Below are 20,079 nucleotides of genomic sequence, written 5' to 3' on the forward strand. Positions count from 1 at the left end.
TGAACCGATAGGTCATCTTCCCTAGCGCGGCTGCCCGTTGCCGTCGAGGCTGACTTCCGTCTCGATGGCTTTGTCCCCGGCCACCAGGGTCAGGCGCAGGGGAGCCGGGCCAGAAGCGTCCTTGGGCTTTTCCTCCACCGTCACGGTGAAGCGGTTGGCGTCGTCGGGCGGGGAAGTCGAGAAATACCAGTTCTCCGGCCCTTCGGCGAAGAGGGTCGGTTTAGCTCCATCCGGGGTACGGACTGTGACGGAGAGGGCGGGCTTGTCCTGGGGGGCAGGCTCGATGGCAAGGACGGACAGCTCCGACTGCGCTCCCAGGGCCTGCGGGCGCGGCACCTTGGTCAGGGCGGCCTCGATGGCGCTGCGGTCCGGGCCGTCCGCCGTCAGATCCACGCTCATGTCGGCTCGGGCCGGGATGCAGATGTCCTTGCACACTCCGTATTCGGCCGACATGACGAGCCTGACCGGTTTGGCTCTGTCCTTCGCCTTGACGAGAACCGGCAGCACGACCTTCTTGCCGTAGACATAGGCCACGCCCGCCGCGTCCTCGTGGCGGTACGGGGCGGGATAGCGGATCTCGACATCGGCGACGTTCTCGGAACCCGACCAGTCGAACCGGGGCGGCAGACCGGAATCGCCCGGATTGCGCCAATAGGTCTTGAAGCCCGGATCAAGAGCGATCTCGATTCCGGCAAGCCAGGCATCGCCCTGCCGCCCGCCCGAAATCAGGCGGGCGCGGGAGTGAAAGCCCTGGGCCGAGGCCGATGGCTTGGCGGGTTGCGCAACGACCATCGTTACGGACAAAATCGAAAAAATCGCAATCGATGCGACCCGGAGCACGAATGCCATGGAACTGACACCTCCCTGACGCGCTTCCCTTATGCGTTTATCATCGGGCTTGCCATCCACGATCCTGTGATCCGGCCAAGTCCGGCAAGGCAGATTTAGGATATGGGCTCGCAGATTCCTTTGTACGATATCGAATCCCCCTACCTGGACGGTCAGATCCTCGTGGCCATGCCAGGCATGATGGATGAGCGCTTCGCGCGGTCCGTGATCTATATCTGCGCCCATTCGGCCGAGGGGGCGATGGGGATCGTCCTCAATCGGCCCGCCGCCCATTTGAACATGCCGGATCTGCTGGTCCAGCTCGAAATCCTTCCCGAGCCCGAGCGGATCCGCCTGCCGCAGAAAGTCGGCAGCATGCAGGTGCTGATAGGCGGACCCGTGGAGACGAGCAGGGGCTTCGTCCTCCACTCACCGGATTTTCATCTCGCTCAATCGACCCTGCCCATCGACGACAGCATCTGCCTGACCGCGACCATCGACATTCTGCGCGCCATCGCTCGCGGCGACGGACCGGAAAATGCGGTTCTGGCGCTCGGCTATGCCGGCTGGGGCGCGGGACAGCTCGAACTGGAACTCCAGGCCAATGGCTGGCTCAACTGCCCGGCCGATGCGGAGCTGATCTTCAACACCGCCGCCGATCTTCGCTACGAAATGGCCCTGCGCCGGATCGGGATCGAACCGGCCATGCTGTCGATGGAAACCGGTCACGCCTGATCAGGCGGCGGCAGGCGCGGCCCCCACGAGCTGGCGGGCCTGCAGCGTCGACATCGGTTCTCCGAAGACGGGACCCTGCGCGTATTCGCAGCCGAGCTGGTAGAGCTCGATGGCCTCCGACTCGCTCTCCGCCCCTTCCGCGACGATCTCCATGCCGAGCTCGTGCGCCATCTTGACGATGGAGCGCAGGATGACCGGCTTGCCGGACGCCATCAGGCGCACGAAGGATTCGTCCACCTTGATCGTGTCGAACGGGAACCGCTGCAGATAGGAGAGGGCGGAATAGCCCGTCCCGAAATCGTCGAGCGAGAGGCCGGCGCCGAGATCGCGCAGGCGCGCGAGCATCTGGGCCGAGTATTCCGGGTTCTCCATCACGAGGCTTTCGGTCATCTCGATCTTGAGCGTCCCGGGAATGACGCCCGCGCGGGTGATGACCGACTTCACGTCCTGCAGGAGGTCGTGGCGCAGCAGGTGATGGCTCGACATGTTGACGCTGGCGAAGATCGGCGGCTCGACTTCGAGGGCGTTCTGCCAGGCGGCGAGTTCATAGCCCGTCTGCTCCAACAGGAAGACGCTGAGCTTAATGATGAGGCCGGTTTCCTCGGCGATCGACATGAAATCCTCGGGACCGATGCGGCCGAGGCGCGGGTGATCCCAGCGCAGCATGGATTCGAAGCCGGCGATGGTCCGGTCTTCCAGGCGCACGATGGGCTTGAACAGAACCTTCATCTCGTTGCGCTCGAGCGCGTGGCGAAGGTCGGTCTCCATGGTGAAATGATCGCTGCGGTCCGAGCGCATGGTCGGCCGGAAAACCTCGATCCGGTCGCCTCCATGGCGCCGGGCATGGGCCATGGCGATCTCGGCGTTGCGCAGCACTTCCTCGCGCCGCGCGGCGATCTGCGGATCGTGCAGGGCGATGCCGATGGAGGCGGTCAGGAAGATCTCGCGGTCGGCATAGGTGAACGGGGTCGTCACGACCCGGCGGACCATGTCGGCGAAGGAGATGATGCGGTCCGGCTCGCGCTCGGAGAGCAGGATGATGGCGAATTCGTCGCCCGAGATGCGCGCCAACGTATCCTGCGGCTTGAGCAGGCGGCTCAGGCGGCGGGACAGGGTGAGCAGAACAGAATCCCCGGCCGCGTAGCCTGCCGTGGCATTCGCGTCCTTCAGCTTGTCGATGTCGATGACGAGCACGGTGGGACGCAAGGAATCGTCCTGGCTCGCAAAGGTGAGGGCGGCTTCGAGGCGGTCGTAGAAGAGCTGCCGGTTCGGCAGGCTCGTCAGGTTGTCGTGCACGGCATCGTACAGCAGCCGCTCCTCGGCGGTCTTGCTGTCCATGACGTCCGAGAGCGTGCCGACGATGCGCAGCACCTCGCCGTCCGAGCCGATGACCGGCCGGGCCTTGAGGCGGAACCAATGGTGGGCGCCGGAGGACGAGCGCAGGCGGAAATCCTGGGTCAGGCGGCCGCGGCGCTGCTCGATCACCGCGTCGAGGGCGAGGCGGTAGCGGTCCTTGTCGAAGGGGTGGATCAGGTCGAGCCAGGCGGAAGCCGGGCCTTCGAGCGAGCCGCGCTTGAGCCCGAGCTGGTGCTCGACCTCCGGGCTGACGAAGATATTGTCGGACACCACGTCCCAGTCGAACACGATGTCGCCGGCACCGGTCAGAGCCAGGGCCCGGCGCTCCGTGTCGTTCACGAACCCCCGCGTGAAGGCGCCGCCGGCGAAGGCGTGCTGCATGACCGTGAAGCCGATGAGCATGACCACCAGAACGAGGCCGCCGACGAGGGCAGGGGGCACGAGATCGGACGAGAGCTGCCCCACCACCGTGAAGCTCGCAGCCGCCACCCAGGCCACCAGAAGAAGCCAGGTGGGAACGAGCATCACCGCACGGTCGTAGCCGTGCGTCGCCAGATGGATCACGAGCACGAAGCCGATGCCGGCTACGGCCGCGATGGACATGCGCGCCACGCCCGAGGCCACCGGCGGGTCCACGATGGCGAGCGCCACCATGGCACCGAGGAACAGTAACCAGAAGGCGGTCACATGGCTGTAGCGGACGTGCCAGCGGTTGAGATTGAGATAGGCGAAGAGGAAGACGAGGAGCGTCGCGGAGAGCACCGCCTCGGCGCCGGCGCGATAGATCTGCTCCGTCGCCTCGCTGATCGGGAAGACGCGCTGGAAGAAACCGAAATCGATGCAGGCATAGGCCAGGACCGCCCAGGCGAGCGCTGCGGCCGCCGGGAAGATCAGGGCTCCCTTGACCACGAAGACGATGGTGAGGAACAGGGCCAGGAGGCCCGCGATGCCGATGATGATGCCCTTGTAGAGGGTCAGTCCGTTGACCCGGTCCTTGTAGGCATTCGCATCCCACAGATGGAGCTGGGGCAGGTTGTTGGAGCGCAGCTCCGCCACGAAGGTGACGGTCGTGCCCGGATCGAGGGTGATGAGGAAGATGTCCGCATCCTCGCTGTCGTCGCGGTCGGGCCGGATGCCCTGGCTGGCGGTGATGGCCGCGATGCGGGTCGCTCCCAAATCGGGCCAGAGAACGCCGGAACCGGTGAGACGGAAATGCGGAGCGACCAGCAGGCGGTCCACCTGCTCGTCGGTGTCGTTGGTGAGCGCGAAGACGATCCAGTCGGGCCGGGTGCCGGCCTCGCGCGCCTTCACGGCAATGCGGCGGACGATGCCGTCGCGTCCCGGCGCGGTCGAGATCCTGATTTCGTCGCCGTCCGAGTTGTAGCGCTCGATGGCCGGGGTGAGGTCGATGGCCTTCATCTTGGGGTCGACGCGGACGGATTCGACCGCCCAGCCGGTGGACGGCAAAGCCAGCCCCAGGAAAATCGCCAAGAGAAGGGTTATGGCGAAAGATACGATCCGCAATGCTTCGGTCTTTCGTCCGGTACTAAAACAATGGAACAGGATTGGTACCGGTCAGGAGGCTTGAGGGCAAGGTGGGGCCGGAGACGCTCCCCACTTGTCCGCAGGACTCATTGGTTATTGTTACCAGTGGCGATGAGGTCACTTTGCGGCGGGATTGAGGAGAAACAGACGTGACCTTGGGGAAGGAGAGGCAGAAAAAATCAGCCCCTCAGACCCGAGGCAATATCGTCCAGGGAGGGTAATCCCTTGATCGGCCCGATGGCCGCAAGCGTCGGAGCGCCTTGCAGAAGCTGCCGCCCCGCCTCGCGGACGTGCTCCACGTCCAGGGCATCGACCTTCCTGACGATCTCCTCGCTCGCCACGACCCGGCCCCAGGACAGGAGCTGGCGCGCGACCCGCTCGATCCGGCCGCCGGGCGTCTCCAGGGCGGTGAGGAGGGCGACCTTCATCTGGGCCTTGGCACGCACCAGCTCGATCTCGCTGATGTCGCGGGTCGCCTGGGTCATGCAGGCGAGCGTCACGTCCATCAGCTCCCGCACATCCGAGCCGGATGTTCCGGCACCGATGCCGAACAGGCCGCAATCGGAGAAGGGCCAGTGGAAGGAATCGATGGAATAGGCGAGGCCGCGGGTTTCGCGGACCTCGTGCCAGAGCCGTGAGGTCAACCCGCCGCCGAGCATGTGGGCGAAGAGATGGACGGCGTAATAGCCCGGGTCCTTGAACGAGAGGCCCGGCAAACCGAGCACCAGATTGGCCTGTTCGAGCTTGCGCGAAATCCGCCTCTCGCCGCCTGTGTAGCGCCCCGGTTCCGGTGCCTGTGCGGCGACGCTCGGCATCCCGCCGAAGAGCCGTTCCGCCATGTCGACGATCCGGGCATGGTCCACGTCGCCTGCGGCGGCGAGCACCATCTTGCCCGGCGTGTATTCCCGCGCCAGGAAAGCGCGGATCGTCGCCTCGTCGAAGCTCTTGATCGTTTCCGGGGTTCCGAGGATCGGTCGTCCGACCGCCTGGCGCGAGAACGCCGTTTCCATGAAGGCGTCGTAGATCAGGTCGTCGGGCGTGTCCTCGACGGCGGCGTATTCCTGCAGGATCACGCCCTTCTCGCGGGCGAGCTCGTTCGCATCGAACGCCGAATGGATCAGGATGTCGCCCAGCACGTCGAGAGCCACATCCACGTTCTCGCCGAGCACGCGGGCCGTGTAGCTCGTATATTCGACGCTGGTGGCGGCGTTGATGTCGCCGCCCACATTCTCGATGTCCTCGGCGATCTGGCGCGCCGAGCGGCGGGCCGTGCCCTTGAAGGCCATGTGCTCGATGAGATGCGACAGGCCGTGCTCGTGCGCCCGCTCGTGCCGGGAGCCGGTGCCCACCCAGACGCCGAGCGTCGCCGTGGCGATCGCCGGCATCCGTTCCGTGGCGACCATCAGGCCGTTGGACAGGGTCGTGATCTCGATCCGCTTCTCGTGGACGAAGTGCTGGTTCATGCGGCCGCGCCTTTGACCGCCCGCGCGCGCTCGCGGATGAAGCGCTCGACCGCAGCCTGGTCGTTGGGGAGAACCGTGAAGCTCTCCTTCCGCTCCATCAGATCAGCCATGTGCGGCGGAAGTGCGGGGCGCAGGCCCGTCGCGCGTTCGACCGCATCGGGGAACTTGGCCGGATGGGCGGTGGACAGGGCGACCACGGGCGTTTCGGGCCGCTGCTTGAGCAGGGCCCGCCCGGCGCGGGTGCCGACGGCGCTGTGCGGGTCGAGCACGTAGCCGGTCGTGCGGTAGGTCTCGGCCATCTCGGCGAGCACGTTGTCCTCGTTCACGGCCTCGGCCGAGAACTCCTGGCGGATGCGGGCGAGGGGGCCCGCCTCGATCGTGAAGGCGCGGGACTGACCGAGATTGGCCATGAGGCGGCGGATCGCCTCGCCGTCGCGGCCGTAAGCTTCGAACAGCAGGCGTTCGAAATTGGACGAGATCTGGATGTCCATGGACGGGGAGGTCGTGGGCTGCACGCCCTTGATCTCATACGAACCGGAGCCGAGCGTGCGGGCCAGGATGTCGTTGGCATTGGTGCCGATCATCAGCCGCTCGATCGGAAGCCCCATGCGCTTGGCGACGTAAGCCGCGAGGATGTCGCCGAAATTGCCGGTCGGCACGGAGAACGAGATGGGGCGATTGGGCGCGCCCAGGGCCACGGCGGCGGTGAAGTAATAGACCGCCTGGGCTGCGACGCGGGCCCAGTTGATGGAGTTCACGCCCGACAGCTGCAGCTCGTCCCGGAAGCGGGCATGGTTGAACATGCCCTTCACCATGGACTGGCAATCGTCGAAGGTGCCCTCGACGGCGAGCGCATGGACGTTGGGCGAGGCCACGGTGGTCATCTGCCGCCGCTGCACGTCCGAGACGCGGCCATGCGGGTAGAGGATGAAGATATCGACCTGATCCAGGCCCTTGAACGCCTCGACGGCGGCGCTGCCCGTATCGCCCGAGGTCGCGCCCACGATGGTCGCGCGGGCGCCGCGGGCTTTGAGTACGTGATCCATGAGACGGCCGAGCAGCTGCATCGCCACGTCCTTGAAGGCGAGCGTGGGGCCGTGGAAGAGCTCGAGCACGAAGAGATTGTCGCCGATCTGCGTCAGCGGGCAGACGGCCGCGTGGCGGAAGGAAGCGTAGGACGCGTCGATCATCCGGCCGAGCGCGGCATCCGGGATATCGCCGTCGACCAGCGGACCGAGCACCGCCTTCGCGACCTCCGCATAGGGCTTACCGGCAAAGCTCCGGATCGTGTCCTGGGACAGGCTTGGCCAGCTTTCCGGCAGGTAGAGGCCGCCGTCCCGGGCAAGGCCGGTCAGCAGGGCATCGGCGAAACCGAGCGCGGGGGCTTCCCCCCGGGTCGAGACATGGAGCACGGTGGATCTCCTGGAAATTCGGCCGGACATTAGGAGGCATGACCGGACACGGCAAGCCGCATCCGGTCGCAGATTTCATGGTTTTATCCGGGCCATCGCATAGGCATCAACGAAGGCGCCACTTCGGAAGGCAAATTCCTTGTGCGTGCCTTCGATCTCGAAACCGTGACGCTTGTAGAGCGCGATGGCCGGTGTGTTGTCCACATAGACTGTGAGCTCGATCCGGCGCAGGTTCATCCAGTCGTCGGCGACCATGATGAGTTCGCGCAGCAATCGGGTGCCGATGCCCTGACCATGAAAATCGTCGTGTAGGCCCATGCCGAGATAGGCTACGTGTGAGCGTCGGCCTTGATGGCGTTCGAAACCTCCGCTGCCGATGATCCGGCCGCTCTTCTCGACGACTAAGCTGACATTCCCCGGCCCCATATTTTCAATCCATTTTCGGGTCGCTTCGGGGGTCTGATGAGGCAAGCGCAATGTGCCCCAGCGATAGCCGGGCATGTTCCCCAACGCAGCGATTCCCTCATAATCGTTTGGGCGCGTCGCTCGAATGACGACGTCATCTGCGGGACTAGGTGGATGAAGGGATGGTTCTGCGTTCATGTCGCTCTCCTCCGGGTGAAGCGGAGGCGAACCGAACCTTTGGAGAAGCCCTGCTCGTCTCCGCAGGGCTTGTCTGGAATGCTCGACGCTCTTAACCGCGCAAAGCCTCTCCCGTGCGCCCTGCAAGGCACATCGTGAGATGGGTTACGGTCGTCATGAGCGTGAACATGAGAGCAGGATAACCTCGGTTCGGCAAAATGCCAAACTTTTCCTGCCGATATTCCTATTCCTGCTCGGCCGATGCCGGCTCCTTCACCCGCCGCCACGCGAAGGCGACGAACACGCCGATCAACGTGAGGGCGATGCCGAACCAGGTGACCGCGTATTGCAGGTGATTGTTCGGCAGGGTGAGCGGGGTCTGGCCGCCCCTGGGCCAGCCGCCCGGATTGAACGTGGCGTCCGCGTCGATCAGGAAGGGCGCGACGCGCTCGAGCTTGTGGGCGGCGGCGATGGCCTGTGGGTCGCGGGCGAACCACTGATTCTTGGCTGGATCGTCGTTCGGCGTGAAGAGGTTGCGGACCTCGGGCGCCCGCACGAGGCCGGTAACCGTCACCTCGCCCTGCGGCTGGCTCTCGGGCCGCTTGGCGGGATCGCGCAGCTCCATGGGCACGAAGCCCCGGTTGATCATCACGATGGCGCCGCTCGCGAGCTTCAGGGGCGTGATCAGGTAATAGCCCTGGATCGGCGCGCCCTGCCGCTCGCCGGGGAGGAGGCCGTAGACGGGAGCTTCGAAGGCGTTGAGGAAGGTGCCGGTCACCCGCACCTTGCGGAATTCGTCCTGATCGGCTCGCCATGAGGCCCAATCGGCTTCCGGGACGATGGCCCCGGGCTCGCCGTAGGCCCGCGCCTCGATCTGCGCGATGAGGTCTTCCTTCCAGGCCTTGCGCTGGAGTTGCCAAGTGCCGAGCCCGATCAGGATCGCGAGTGTGACGAGTGCCGCGAGGCCTGGAACGATCAGCGAGCGGATTTTGCGGGAGGGTACGGACACTACCGGAAGCGTCCTTCCTCGGCCTTGTGATGATATTGCAGGTTCACCAGGACGCCTTTAAGGGGCCGCACGAGGGCGAGGCTCATGCCGATGCTCAAGGCTGTCCACATGACGAGGTGAAGCCAGATCGGCGGGGAAAAGGCGAACTCGGCCCAGAGGGCGAGGGCGACCACCACGATGCCCACGATGGACATGACGAAGAAGGCTGGGCCGTCGCCCGTATCGGCGAAGGCGAGATCGAGGCCGCAGACCTCGCATGTCGGCCGAACCTTCAGATAGCCCTGGAAGAGGTGGCCCTTGCCGCAGCGGGGGCACAGGCCCCTGAGGCCCGTGGTGATGGGGGAGGGTGCGGAAGGGTCATGGGCCACGGCTGTTCTCCAAATGGGTTGCCGGTCAACGAACGCCAGGCCGGATGGTGCCGGGCGCTTAAAAGCGAAGGGCGGCTTTGAAGCCGCCCTTGCTGAATGTGATGTCGCTAGCGGCTTAGTGCCCGGCGGCGGCGTGTCCGCCATAGCCCCAGACGTAGATGGCGGCGAAGAGGAAGAGCCACACCACGTCGACGAAGTGCCAGTACCAGGCGGCGAACTCGAAGCCGAGGTGCTGCTTGGGCGTGAAGTCGCCGCGATAGGCGCGCAGGAGGCAGACGGCCAGGAAGATCGTGCCGATGATCACGTGCGCGCCGTGGAAGCCCGTCGCCATGAAGAAGGTGGCGCCGTAGATGTTGCCCGAGAAGCCGAAGGTGGCGTGGCTGTATTCGTAGGCCTGCACGCAGGAGAAGATCAGGCCGAGGATCACCGTGAGCCACAGGCCCGCCTTGAGGCCCTGGCGGTCGTTCTCCAGGAGCGCATGGTGCGCCCAGGTGACCGTGGTGCCGGAGGTGAGCAGGATCAGGGTGTTGAGCAGCGGCAGGTGCCAGGGATCGAAGGTCTCGATGCCCTTGGGCGGCCACACGCCGCCGAGAACGTCCACGCGGGAATAGAGCTGCGGATCGCCGGCGTACAGGGCGGCATCGAAATAGGCCCAGAACCAGGCGGCGAAGAACATCACCTCGGAGGCGATGAACATCATCATGCCGTAGCGGTGGTGAAGCTGCACCACGCGGGTGTGGTAGCCGGTATTGGCTTCCTTCACCACGTCGGTCCACCAGCTGAGCATGGTGTAGAGCACCCCGATGATGCCGGCGCCGAACACGAAGGGGCCCAGGTGCATGCCCGCGATGGCGATGTCCTTCCACCAGGTCACGAACCCGGATGCCATCAGGAAGGCACTGACCGCGCCGATGAGCGGCCACGGGCTCGGTTCAAGGATGTGGTAGTCGTGGTTCTTGGCGTGGGCCTCGGCCATTTCGTGTCGTCTCCGTGCCTCGAATGTGAACTCGCTTTAAGACGTTTCCGCCTAGCTTGTCACGTCCCTTATTGAGCAATGGGTTTGGTGGATGATGTCACCTCCGCCACCGGCTTGCCCCCCTTGGAGGGGAAGTAGGTGTAGGAGAGGGTGAGAGAGGTCAGGTCCTTCACGTCGCTGTCCTGCACGAGGCGGGGATCGACGTAGAAGACAACGGCTGATTCCAGGGATTCTCCCGGCTGCAGGGTCTGCTCGGTGAAGCAGAAGCATTCGAGCTTGGAGAAATAGGTGCCCGCCAGGTCCGGCTGCACGTTGTAGGTGGCGATGCCCGTGCTCGGCCTGTCGCCCGTATTGGTGACCTTGTAATAGACCGTCGTGGTCTCGCCGAGCTTCACCTTGATCTCGGGCTTCTCCGGGGCGAAGCGCCAGTTCAGGCCGGGGGCCACGTTGGAATCGAAGCGGACGGCGATCGTCCGGTCCATCACCTCGGAGCCGTTGGCGTCGCGGATGATCGGGGTGCCGCCGAAGCCGGTGACCTTGCAGAAGAGGTCGTAGAGCGGCACGGACGCATAAGCCAAGCCGACCATGCCCACGACGACGCCCACGCAGGCGAAGGCCGTGCGATTCATCTTGCGTTCGGTGTGGGATGTTTCAGCCATTTGAGCCTCACAGGGGACGCTGAAGAACGCCCGGTCCAAGCTTCACAAGGGTGATCGCGAAGAGCAGGATGCAGAAGGCCGCAAGAGTCAGGGCCAGGGCCAGCGAGCGCCTGCGGCGGCGTTTCTGCTCCTCGGGCGTCAGACGAACGTATTCAGTGCGGTCTGCCATTCGATCACCCGAAAACCGGCCGGAAGAAGCCGAAGCCGTGCTCCGCGAGAAGTGTCGCGAAGAGCAGGAAGAGGTAGAGAATCGAGAAGCCGAACAGATGCTGGGCCACGCGCATGGCGGGCTCGCCCTGGCGCAGGCGGTAGACTTGCACGGCGAGCGCCAGCATGCCGAGGCCGCCGATCAGCGCGATGATGGCATAGGCCAGTCCGCCGAAGCCCATCGCCACCGGAGCCAGGCCGAGCGGAGCCAGGATGACCGTATAGGCCAGGATCTGGAAGCGTGTGGAATCGGGGCCGGCGACGTTCGGCATCATGGGAATGCCGGCGCGCTCGTAATCGCCTGACTTCACCAGGGCCAGGGCCCAGAAGTGCGGGGGCGTCCACATGAAGATGATGGCGAACAGCACGACGCTGTCCCACGCCACGTGACCGGTGACGGCGGCCTGCGCGACGATCGGGGGGAGGGCGCCCGCCGCGCCGCCGATGACGATGTTCTGCGGCGTCGATCGCTTCAGCCACATGGAATACACGACCACGTAGAAGAAGATGGTGAAGGCCAGAAGGCCGGCGGCCAGCCAGTTGCTGGCAAGGCCCAGGATGATCACGGAACCGGCGGAGAGCGTCACGCCGAAGGCGAGGGCTTCGCCCGGCTGGATCTTGCCGGCCGGAATCGGACGCTTGCGGGTACGGGTCATGACGGCGTCGATATCCGCATCCCACCACATGTTCAGGCAGCCGGACGCGCCGCCGCCGATGGCGATCATCAGGAGCGACACGAAAGCCACCACGGGATGAACGTCGGAATGGCTCACCACCATGCCGACGAGCGCCGTGAACACGACGAGAAACATCACGCGCGGCTTGAGAAGGGCGAAGAAGTCGGACACGTCACCCTGCGAGACGCCTGCCGTGGCAAGGGGCTCTACGCGGTTATCGGCCAAACTGTTCGACATGGTGCTCATAACTGATTGATCTTCCGAAATGCCGTGACGAGGCCGAAAAGGCCTCCTGAAAGTCGGCTCCTCGCCGGAAGGCTTGTCAGCGCAAGCCCTCTGGGGAGGAGCGGGCGGCGTGTGGCCGCCCACTCGGTCGATTTAGTGTCCGGTGTCGACGACGCGGGGGAGCGTCTCGAACTGGTGGTACGGAGGCGGGGAGGACAGGGTCCATTCCAGCGTCGTCGCACCTTCACCCCACGGGTTGTCGGCAGCCTTTTCCTTGCGGACGAAGGCATAGACCACGCCGCCGATGAAGACGAAGATGCCGACGAAGAAGATGTAGGAACCGATCGAGGAGACGAGGTTCCAGCCCGCGAAGGCGTCCGGGTAATCCGCATAGCGGCGCGGCATGCCGGACAGGCCGAGGAAGTGCATCGGGAAGAACAGCACGTTGGCGCCGATGAAGGCGATCCAGAAGTGCAGCTTGCCGATCCAATCAGGCAGCACGTAGCCGGTGATCTTGGGGAACCAGTAGTAGATACCGGCGAAGATCACGAACACGGCGCCGAGCGACAGCACGTAGTGGAAGTGAGCCACCACGTAGTAGGTGTCGTGCATGTAGCGGTCGACGGGGGCGTTCGCCAGCACGACGCCGGTGACGCCGCCGACCGTGAACAGGAACACGAAGCCCACAGCCCACTGCATGGCCGCCGTGAAGCGGATGGAGCCGCCCCACATGGTGGCGATCCACGAGAAGATCTTCACGCCGGTGGGAACCGCGATCACCATCGTGGCGAACACGAAATAGGCCTGCGTCTGGAGCGAGAGACCGACCGTGTACATGTGGTGCGCCCACACGACGAAGCCGACCACGCCGATCGCCACCATGGCGTAGGCCATGCCGAGATAGCCGAAGATCGGCTTCTTGGAGAAGGTGGAGATGATGTGGGACACGATGCCGAAGGCCGGCAGGATCATGATGTACACTTCGGGGTGGCCGAAGAACCAGAACAGGTGCTGGTAGAGCACCGGGTCACCGCCGCCCGCCGGCTCGAAGAAGGTCGTGCCGAAGTTGCGGTCTGTCAGCAGCATCGTGATCGCGCCCGCGAGAACCGGCAGCGACAGGAGCAGCAGGAATGCGGTCACAAGCATGGACCAGGCGAAGAGCGGCATCTTGTGCAGCGTCATGCCCGGGGCGCGCATGTTGAGGATCGTGGTGATGAAGTTGATCGCACCCAGGATCGAGGCGGCACCGGCAAGGTGCAGGGCCAGGATGCCGAAGTCGAGCGCCGGGCCGGGATGGCCGACGGTCGAGAGCGGCGGGTACACGGTCCAGCCGCCGCCGAAGCCCAGGGAGCCCGGCGCGCCTTCGACGAAGAGCGAGAGCAGCATCAGGCAGAAGGCCGAAACGGTGAGCCAGAACGAGATGTTGTTCATCCGCGGGAAGGCCATGTCGGGCGCGCCGATCATGATCGGGATGAACCAGTTGCCGAAGCCGCCGATCAGCGTGGGCATCACCATGAAGAACACCATGATGAGGCCGTGGCCGGTCACGAAGACGTTGAACGCCTGCGGGTTGGAGAAGTACTGGAGACCTGGCTCCTGGAGCTCCAGGCGCATGCCGATGGACAGAAGGCCGCCGACGATGCCGGCCGTGAAGCCGAAGATGAGATAGAGCGTGCCGATATCCTTGTGGTTCGTGGAATAGAACCACCGGCGCCAGAAGCTCGGAAGGTGATCGTGGTGATCCGCGTGAGCGGCATCAGCTGCATGTGCCATGATGAGACCTCTGTGGTCCTTCTTACAATTACTGAGCGGTCGCGAATTTGAGCGGAGCGTCACTGCCGGTCGAAGCATACTTCTGCTTCGCCTCGGCGAGCCAAGCGGCAAATTGCTGCTCGCTCACGACGCGGATTTCGATCGGCATGTAGGGGTGGCCGTTGCCGCAGAGCTCGGAGCACTGGCCGAAATACACGCCTTCCTTTTCGGCCTTGAACCAGGTCTCGTTCAGGCGGCCCGGGATCGCATCCACCTTGATGTAGAAGGACGGCAGGGCGAAGGAGTGGATCACGTCGGCGGAGGTCGTCTGAACCTTCACGACCTTGCCCACCGGAACGACCATGGCGTTGTCGGCGCCGAGCAGACGGGGCTGGTCGGGCTTCAGGTCCTTGGCCTCGGTGATCATGTTCGAATCGAATTTGAAGCCGCCCTGGTCGGCCGGGTACTCATAGCCCCAGTACCAGGAATAGCCCGTCGCCTTCACAACGAGGTCGGCCTGCGGCGGAACGAGCTGCTGGCGCAGGAGGCGGAACGACGGAATCGCGATCGCCACGAGGATCAGCACCGGGACGATGGTCCAGGCCACCTCGAGGAGGGTGTTGTGGGTGGTCCGCGAGGGAACCGGGTTCTTGCTCTCGTTGAAGCGGGCAACGATCACAAGGAGCAGCGCCAGAACGAAAAGGCAGATCGCAGCGATCAGCCAAACCAGGTAGGTGTGGAAGTTGGACACGCTGTGTCCCAACTCGGTCACCATCTCCTGCATGCCCATTTCCCATGGGGAGGGCCGGCCGGCGGCGGCCCACGCCTCACTTATGCCCAACACAAGTGCGACCGCTGCCGTGGAGAGGGCGGTCACCGATCGACGTCCAGTCTCGATCCGCATCGGCGTTCCTAAGCTCCTAAAGATGTGATGGCCCAGGGCCATGAAAGCATCGGGGAAGGCGCGGGCGTGCGGAAAGCGGCGCCCGGCTTGCGCCATCACCTTTGATCTGCGTCAAAGATCACAGGACGCGCTCAAGCGCAACGGTAGAAGCGTTCCAAACTGTGCGTCATAACCGCCAAAAATCATTTCGGTCCCTCAAACAGCCTCTCTCGCTTGACATCGCGCCCTCTGCCATGGTCCCAACGGCCAAAGATGGACCTGAAGCGGCGGCAGGCCGCGACCCTCGATCAGGGTTAATGAATGGAGAATCCGATGGGCGCATCGCGATGGGCTCGCCATGGTGCGGCGGCAATCCTGGGGCTGTCGGCCCTGTTCGGCGCCAGCGGCGCCGGCGCTCAGGGCATGGTCAAGAACACCTACGGCGAGTGGCAGATGCGCTGCGAGACTCCGGCGGGCGCCACGGCCGAGCAATGCGCCCTCGTGCAGAACGTCGTCGCAGAGGACCGCCCCAACGTCACCCTCGTCATTATTGTGTTGAAAACCGCCGACGGCAAAAGTCGCCTCCTGCGCGTGGTCGCGCCTCTTGGTATTCTGTTGCCGTCGGGCCTGGGCCTCAAGATCGACCAGACGGATATCGGGCGTGCCGGCTTCGTGCGCTGCCTCGCCACCGGCTGCGTGGCGGAGGTCGTGATGGAGGACAACCTGGTCAACCAGATGAAGACCGGTCAGGCGGCCACCTTCATCGTGTTCCAGACGCCTGAGGAAGGGATCGGGATTCCCGTGTCCCTGAACGGATTTGCGGCCGGGTTCGACGCTCTTCCGTAAGACTTGACCATAATAAGGTGGGGGCAATCATGAGAGACGGATTGAGCCGGAAGGCCGGATGGACGCTCGCGGCACTCGGCCTGACGGCCCTGACGGGCTGCGGCCCGTCGGGAGGCGGAGGTGGCTTCGGCATGGGCGACATGCTCCTGACGGCCGGAACGAGGCAGGCCCCAGCCCAGTCGGCCGAGATCCGGGACGTGTATTGCCCGACCATTGACGTGGTCGACGGCGGCGCTGCCCTCCAGGTTCGCGGTGGCCGCGAGGAAGGCTCGATCCGGAGCCAGGTGACCCTGGGCGAGATCGCCCGCGAATGCGTCGGGCAGCCGGACGGCTCGACCCTGGTCAAGGTCGGTGTCGAGGCGCGCGCGCTCCTGGGCGTCGGCGGCTCCTCCGGCCGCTACGATGTGCCGGTTCATATCGTGGTCAAGGACGGCTCGACGGTCTTCGCCGACCGGTCCCGCCGGGTGGCGGCAGCCATCCCGGCCGGTCAGACCCAGACGACCGTGTCGGTGATCGAGGAGGGCATCGTGGTGCCCCCGTCCTACGCCAACAGCTTCGAAATCCAGGTGGGCCTCGGCGGCGGCGGCCGTGCCGCTCCGGGACGGCGCAGGGGATAGAGCCTCGAACGCAAAAGTGGGAACCGGTTTTGCGTGGAAAGATGCGTCGGACCACCAGCCTCGAACGCAAAAGTGGGAACCGGTTTGGCGTGAGAAGATGCGTTAAATCAGAAAGTTAGAGCACCGAACGTGAAATCGCATTCCCGTCCGGTGCTTCACGGTTGAGACGATTCAGTAGAGAACGGCGGCGCCTGCTCTCTGGTTGAGGGGAGCGGCCAGGACCTTGTCGATCCGGCGCTCGTCCAGGTCGATCACTTCGAAGCGCCAGCCCAGGGTGTCTACGTGCTCGCCTGTATTGGGCAGGTGCTGCAGCTCGCTGATCACCAGGCCGCCGACCGTGTGATAGCTGCGGGTCTCGGGCAGGGTGACGCCCAGCACCTCGGCCATCTCGTCGACCGGCATGGAGCCGGCGAGCAGCCAGGAGCCGTCCTCGCGCCGGATGGCGTCGGGTTCCGGAGCCTCGCCGTCGGACCGGAAGGCGCCGACGATGGCCTCCAGGGCATCGGCCGGGGTCACGACCCCTTCGAAATGCCCGTATTCGTCGTGGACGATCGCCATCGGCACCTCCGCGTCGCGCAAGGTGGCCAGCGCATCGAGCGCGTAAAGCGTGTCCGGAATGACCGGCGCCGGCTGAATATGCCCCCGGATGTCCAGGGACTGGCCCGAAAGCATGGCAGCGAGAAGCTCTCGCGACTGGACGACGCCGATCACGTTGTCGGGCGTTCCCTCGCTCACGGGCAGGCGGGAATGCGGGGTTTCGATCAGCAAGGCGCGGATCGTCGCCTCGTCGTCGTCCAGGTCGATCCAGTCCACGTCCGTGCGCGGGGTCATGAGGCCGCGCACGGTCCGGTCCCCGAGGCGCAGGACGCCTGAGATCATGCGGCGTTCCTCCTCCTCGATCACGCCGGCGCTCTCGGCCTCGCCGACGAGCATCTTGATTTCCTCTTCCGTGACCGTCGACGAATCGTCGGACTTGGCCCCCAGGAGGCGGAAGATCAGGCTGGTCGATGCGTTCAGAAGCCAGACGGCCGGGGCCGCGACCTTCGAGAGCACCAGCATCAGGGGCGCCATGGTGCAGGCGATGGCCTCCGGATTGCGCAGGGCCAGCTGCTTGGGCACCAGCTCGCCGATGACGATGGAGAGATACGTGATGATGCCGATCACGAGGCCGTAGCCCAGGGGCTGGGCCACGCCTTCGGGCATGCCCTGGGCCAGGAAGATCTGGGTCAGCCGGTCGCCGAGCGCGGCACCCGAAAAGGCGCCGGCCAGAATGCCCACGAGAGTGATGCCGATCTGGACCGTGGACAGGAAGCGGCCCGAATCCTCCATGAGGGTCAGGGCCGTGGTGGCTCCGGAGCGGCCTTGCTCGGCCATCGCCTTGAGGCGGGCTCGGCGGGCGGAAACGATGGCGAGTTCGGAAAGAGCAAAGACGCCGTTGAGGGCGACGAGAGCGAGAGCGATGATCAGTTCGAGCAACGATGCGTGGAGCTGCTGACCGGACCAGGCCGCGCTTCTCCCCTTCTGTGACAGATGCCCTAACATGGAGTGTCGATGCCCTGCCGTCAATTAAGGCAGGGAGATATTCGCCGCGACGGCCTGCTTTGTTGACAGGACCGCATTTCCTCTTCAGAGCTAAATCCAGCCGATGATCCCCGCGGAAGAGACCGGACCTCTGAGGTCCGGCGCCGAAGGCGCAACCGCCCCGGAAACGCTCAGGCCAAAGGACCGCGCGGGAGCTGGCACTCTGGAAAGCGGCGACGCTCGAACGGGCGTCGCCCACCGACGGGCGTAACCTGCCGCGAAAGCGGTGAGGGAAATCTCTCAGGTCTCGGGACAGAGGGGGCGCACAGCAACGGGCCGCAAGGCTCGATGGAACGCGCACCTTTGAGGAAACCCGATGGCCGAGCATGCGCATAGCGACGAGCCGCTCCTGCAGACCCCGCTTCATGCCGAGCATGTGGCCCTTGGCGCCCGCATGGTGCCCTTCGCCGGCTACGACATGCCGGTGCAGTATCCCACCGGCATCCTGACCGAGCACAACTGGACCCGCGAGCACGCGGGCCTGTTCGACGTCTCGCATATGGGCCAGGCCTTCCTCGTCGCCGACGACAAGAGCCACGAGACCGTGGCCCGGGCGATCGAGGCGTTGATTCCCGCCGACGTGCTCAACCTCAAGCCCAACCAGCAGCGCTATTCGCAGCTGCTGGCGGAGGACGGCGGCATCCTCGACGACCTGATGGTCACCCGCGTCGGCGCCCCCGGCCACGAAGGCTGGCTCTATCTGGTGGTGAACGCCTCGATGAAGGAGCAGGACTACGCTCATATCGAGGCCCGCCTGCCGAAGGGCGTCGCGTTGCGGCGCAAGGACGATCTGGGCCTCATGGCGCTCCAGGGGCCGTCCGCCGAGGCCGTGCTCGCCAGGCTTGTGCCGGAGGCCGCAGGCCTCGCCTTCATGATGTCCGCCGACGTGCAGATCGACGCCATCTGGTGCCACGTCTCCCGCTCCGGCTATACCGGCGAGGACGGGTTCGAGATCTCCTGCCAAGGCAAGGATGCCCCCGCTCTCTGGAACAAGCTGCTCGCGGATCCCGAGGTGAAGGCCATCGGTCTCGGCGCGCGCGATTCGCTGCGGCTCGAAGCGGGCCTGTGCCTCTACGGTCACGACATCGATCCCACGACCTCGCCCATCGAGGCCGGCCTGATCTGGTCGATCCAGAAGCGCCGCCGCGAGGAGGGGGGCTTCCCCGGCGCCGAGCGCGTCCAGCGCGAGATCAAGGACGGCGCGGCGCGCGTGCGCGTCGGCATCAGGCCCGAGGGTCGCGCTCCGGCGCGCGAGGGCACGATCATCACCACGCCCGACGGCCATGAGGTCGGCATCGTGACCTCCGGCGGCTTCGGCCCCACGGTCAACGGCCCGGTCGCCATGGGCTATGTCGCGAAGGAGGTGTCGGCCGTCGGCACGGACCTTCATCTCATCGTTCGCGGCAAGCCGCTGCCGGCCAAGGTCGCGGCCATGCCGTTCGCCCCCCATCGCTACAAGCGCTGACACTCAAAGAGGGAAATCAACATGACCACGCGCTACACCAAGGATCACGAATACATCCGCATCGAGGGCGATGCCGGCATCGTCGGCATCTCCGACTATGCGCAGAGCCAGCTCGGAGACGTGGTCTTCGTCGAGCTTCCGAGCGTCGGCAAGACCCTGGCGAAGGGCGATGAGGCTGCCGTCGTCGAGAGCGTGAAGGCCGCAAGCGAAGTCTATGCGCCGGTCTCCGGCGAAGTGGTCGAGGTCAACAGCGATCTCGAAGCCTCGCCCGGCACCGTCAACGAGGATCCGGCCGGCCGCGGCTGGTTCATGAAGCTTCGTCTCACCAACCAGAGCGAGCTCGACGGCCTCATGACCGAGGAGCAGTACCAGGAATTCGTGAAGTCGATTTCCTAACACGGGCGGCTTGGCAATGGCGCACGAGTACAAGGCAACGATCCGCTGGGCCCGGGGAGACGACGAGGTCTTTTCCGACAACCGCTACAGCCGGGGCCATCTCTGGAGCTTCGATGGCGGCATCGAGGTGCCGGGCTCCTCGTCGCCTTCCGTCGTGCCGTTGCCTCTCTCCCGGGAGGACGCCATCGACCCGGAGGAGGCGTATGTCGCAGCCATTTCCAGCTGCCACATGCTGACCTTCCTGTCGATCGCCGCCAAGAAGCGCTTCGTCGTCGACCGTTACGAGGACGAAGCGCTCGGGATCATGACCAAGAACGAGAACGGCAAGCTCTTCGTGTCCAAGGTCACCCTGGACCCGACAATCGAATTTTCAGGCGACAAGGTTCCGACGCCGGAGCAGATCGCCGCCATGCACCACCTCGCCCACAAGGAATGCTTCATCGCCAACTCCGTGCTCACGGAGATCGTGGTGGCAGGCATTCCCTCGCACTAACGCC

The 20,079-nt window shown here is 65.1% G+C and carries 20 protein-coding genes and 1 riboswitch; of the genes, 6 read left to right on the top strand and 14 right to left on the bottom strand.

Annotation, left to right across the window (positions count from 1 at the left end; translation table 11 throughout):
* Positions 1-21: 21 nt before the first annotated feature.
* Positions 22-849, bottom strand: coding sequence for a protein-disulfide reductase DsbD domain-containing protein (locus tag U0023_RS14595; RefSeq protein WP_009764714.1), 828 nt, complete (start codon positions 847-849; stop codon positions 22-24).
* 102 nt (positions 850-951) lie between these two features.
* Between U0023_RS14595 and U0023_RS14600 the strand changes: the two genes are divergently transcribed.
* Entirely contained in the window at positions 952-1,563 is a 612-nt protein-coding gene (locus U0023_RS14600; protein WP_009764715.1) for a YqgE/AlgH family protein, read from the top strand.
* Here U0023_RS14600 and U0023_RS14605 read toward each other — a convergent pair whose 3' ends face one another.
* The 12 genes from U0023_RS14605 to coxB form a co-directional block, all read right to left on the bottom strand.
* Positions 1,564-4,443 carry an EAL domain-containing protein gene (locus U0023_RS14605; protein WP_009764716.1) on the bottom strand — a complete coding sequence of 960 codons (2,880 nt, stop codon included), beginning with the start codon at positions 4,441-4,443 and terminating at the stop codon, positions 1,564-1,566. It abuts the gene before it with no gap.
* A 200-nt stretch (positions 4,444-4,643) separates the two neighbouring features.
* Positions 4,644-5,927, bottom strand: a complete 1,284-nt coding sequence (locus U0023_RS14610; RefSeq protein ID WP_009764717.1) for a M16 family metallopeptidase — start codon at positions 5,925-5,927, stop codon at positions 4,644-4,646.
* Complete coding sequence (gene thrC, locus U0023_RS14615; protein WP_009764718.1) at positions 5,924-7,339, bottom strand: threonine synthase; 1,416 nt, start codon at positions 7,337-7,339, stop codon at positions 5,924-5,926. Before thrC ends, U0023_RS14610 begins: the two co-directional genes overlap by 4 nt.
* 75 nt (positions 7,340-7,414) lie before the next feature.
* Positions 7,415-7,942, bottom strand: coding sequence for a GNAT family N-acetyltransferase (locus tag U0023_RS14620; RefSeq protein WP_009764719.1), 528 nt, complete (start codon positions 7,940-7,942; stop codon positions 7,415-7,417).
* 223 nt (positions 7,943-8,165) lie between these two features.
* Positions 8,166-8,930 (bottom strand): SURF1 family protein, encoded by a 765-nt coding sequence (locus U0023_RS14625; protein WP_009764720.1) that lies wholly within the window; start codon positions 8,928-8,930, stop codon positions 8,166-8,168.
* Positions 8,930-9,298, bottom strand: coding sequence for a DUF983 domain-containing protein (locus tag U0023_RS14630; RefSeq protein WP_009764721.1), 369 nt, complete (start codon positions 9,296-9,298; stop codon positions 8,930-8,932). The genes U0023_RS14625 and U0023_RS14630 overlap by 1 nt, the downstream gene beginning before the upstream one ends.
* 115 nt (positions 9,299-9,413) lie before the next feature.
* Positions 9,414-10,274, bottom strand: a complete 861-nt coding sequence (locus U0023_RS14635) for a cytochrome c oxidase subunit 3 (protein ID WP_009764722.1) — start codon at positions 10,272-10,274, stop codon at positions 9,414-9,416.
* Between the two features lie 68 nt (positions 10,275-10,342).
* Positions 10,343-10,933: a cytochrome c oxidase assembly protein gene (locus tag U0023_RS14640; RefSeq protein ID WP_009764723.1), complete on the bottom strand. Its 591-nt coding sequence runs from the start codon at positions 10,931-10,933 to the stop codon at positions 10,343-10,345.
* A gap of 7 nt (positions 10,934-10,940) precedes the next feature.
* Positions 10,941-11,102: a hypothetical protein gene (locus U0023_RS14645; RefSeq protein ID WP_009764724.1), complete on the bottom strand. Its 162-nt coding sequence runs from the start codon at positions 11,100-11,102 to the stop codon at positions 10,941-10,943.
* Between the two features lie 4 nt (positions 11,103-11,106).
* Positions 11,107-12,063: a heme o synthase gene (locus U0023_RS14650; RefSeq protein WP_040639354.1), complete on the bottom strand. Its 957-nt coding sequence runs from the start codon at positions 12,061-12,063 to the stop codon at positions 11,107-11,109.
* 132 nt (positions 12,064-12,195) lie between these two features.
* Positions 12,196-13,815, bottom strand: a complete 1,620-nt coding sequence (ctaD, locus tag U0023_RS14655) for a cytochrome c oxidase subunit I (protein WP_009764726.1) — start codon at positions 13,813-13,815, stop codon at positions 12,196-12,198.
* Between the two features lie 28 nt (positions 13,816-13,843).
* Positions 13,844-14,698, bottom strand: coding sequence for a cytochrome c oxidase subunit II (gene coxB, locus U0023_RS14660; RefSeq protein WP_009764727.1), 855 nt, complete (start codon positions 14,696-14,698; stop codon positions 13,844-13,846).
* 312 nt (positions 14,699-15,010) lie between these two features.
* On the opposite strand from coxB, the gene U0023_RS14665 reads away from it, so the two are divergent.
* Entirely contained in the window at positions 15,011-15,523 is a 513-nt protein-coding gene (locus U0023_RS14665; RefSeq protein ID WP_009764728.1) for an invasion associated locus B family protein, read from the top strand.
* A 29-nt stretch (positions 15,524-15,552) separates the two neighbouring features.
* The gene (locus U0023_RS14670) at positions 15,553-16,140 is read left to right on the top strand and encodes a hypothetical protein (RefSeq protein ID WP_009764729.1); all 588 of its coding nucleotides are present in this window, start codon (positions 15,553-15,555) and stop codon (positions 16,138-16,140) included.
* A 171-nt stretch (positions 16,141-16,311) separates the two neighbouring features.
* Here U0023_RS14670 and U0023_RS14675 read toward each other — a convergent pair whose 3' ends face one another.
* Entirely contained in the window at positions 16,312-17,616 is a 1,305-nt protein-coding gene (locus U0023_RS14675; protein WP_040639355.1) for a hemolysin family protein, read from the bottom strand.
* A gap of 169 nt (positions 17,617-17,785) precedes the next feature.
* Positions 17,786-17,878, top strand: a riboswitch (glycine riboswitch).
* 159 nt (positions 17,879-18,037) lie between these two features.
* Between U0023_RS14675 and gcvT the strand changes: the two genes are divergently transcribed.
* From gcvT to U0023_RS14690, 3 genes are read left to right on the top strand one after another with little or no spacing between them, the layout of a single operon-like run.
* A complete protein-coding gene (gcvT, locus tag U0023_RS14680) occupies positions 18,038-19,186 on the top strand; it encodes a glycine cleavage system aminomethyltransferase GcvT (RefSeq protein WP_009764731.1) in 1,149 nt (382 codons plus the stop codon).
* A gap of 21 nt (positions 19,187-19,207) precedes the next feature.
* Positions 19,208-19,582 carry a glycine cleavage system protein GcvH gene (gcvH, locus tag U0023_RS14685; RefSeq protein WP_009764732.1) on the top strand — a complete coding sequence of 125 codons (375 nt, stop codon included), beginning with the start codon at positions 19,208-19,210 and terminating at the stop codon, positions 19,580-19,582.
* 16 nt (positions 19,583-19,598) lie between these two features.
* Positions 19,599-20,075 carry an OsmC family protein gene (locus U0023_RS14690; RefSeq protein WP_009764733.1) on the top strand — a complete coding sequence of 159 codons (477 nt, stop codon included), beginning with the start codon at positions 19,599-19,601 and terminating at the stop codon, positions 20,073-20,075.
* Positions 20,076-20,079 lie beyond the last annotated feature (4 nt).

Origin of the sequence: Microvirga lotononidis (assembly GCF_034627025.1) — a bacterium.
GTDB classification, from domain to species: domain Bacteria; phylum Pseudomonadota; class Alphaproteobacteria; order Rhizobiales; family Beijerinckiaceae; genus Microvirga; species Microvirga lotononidis.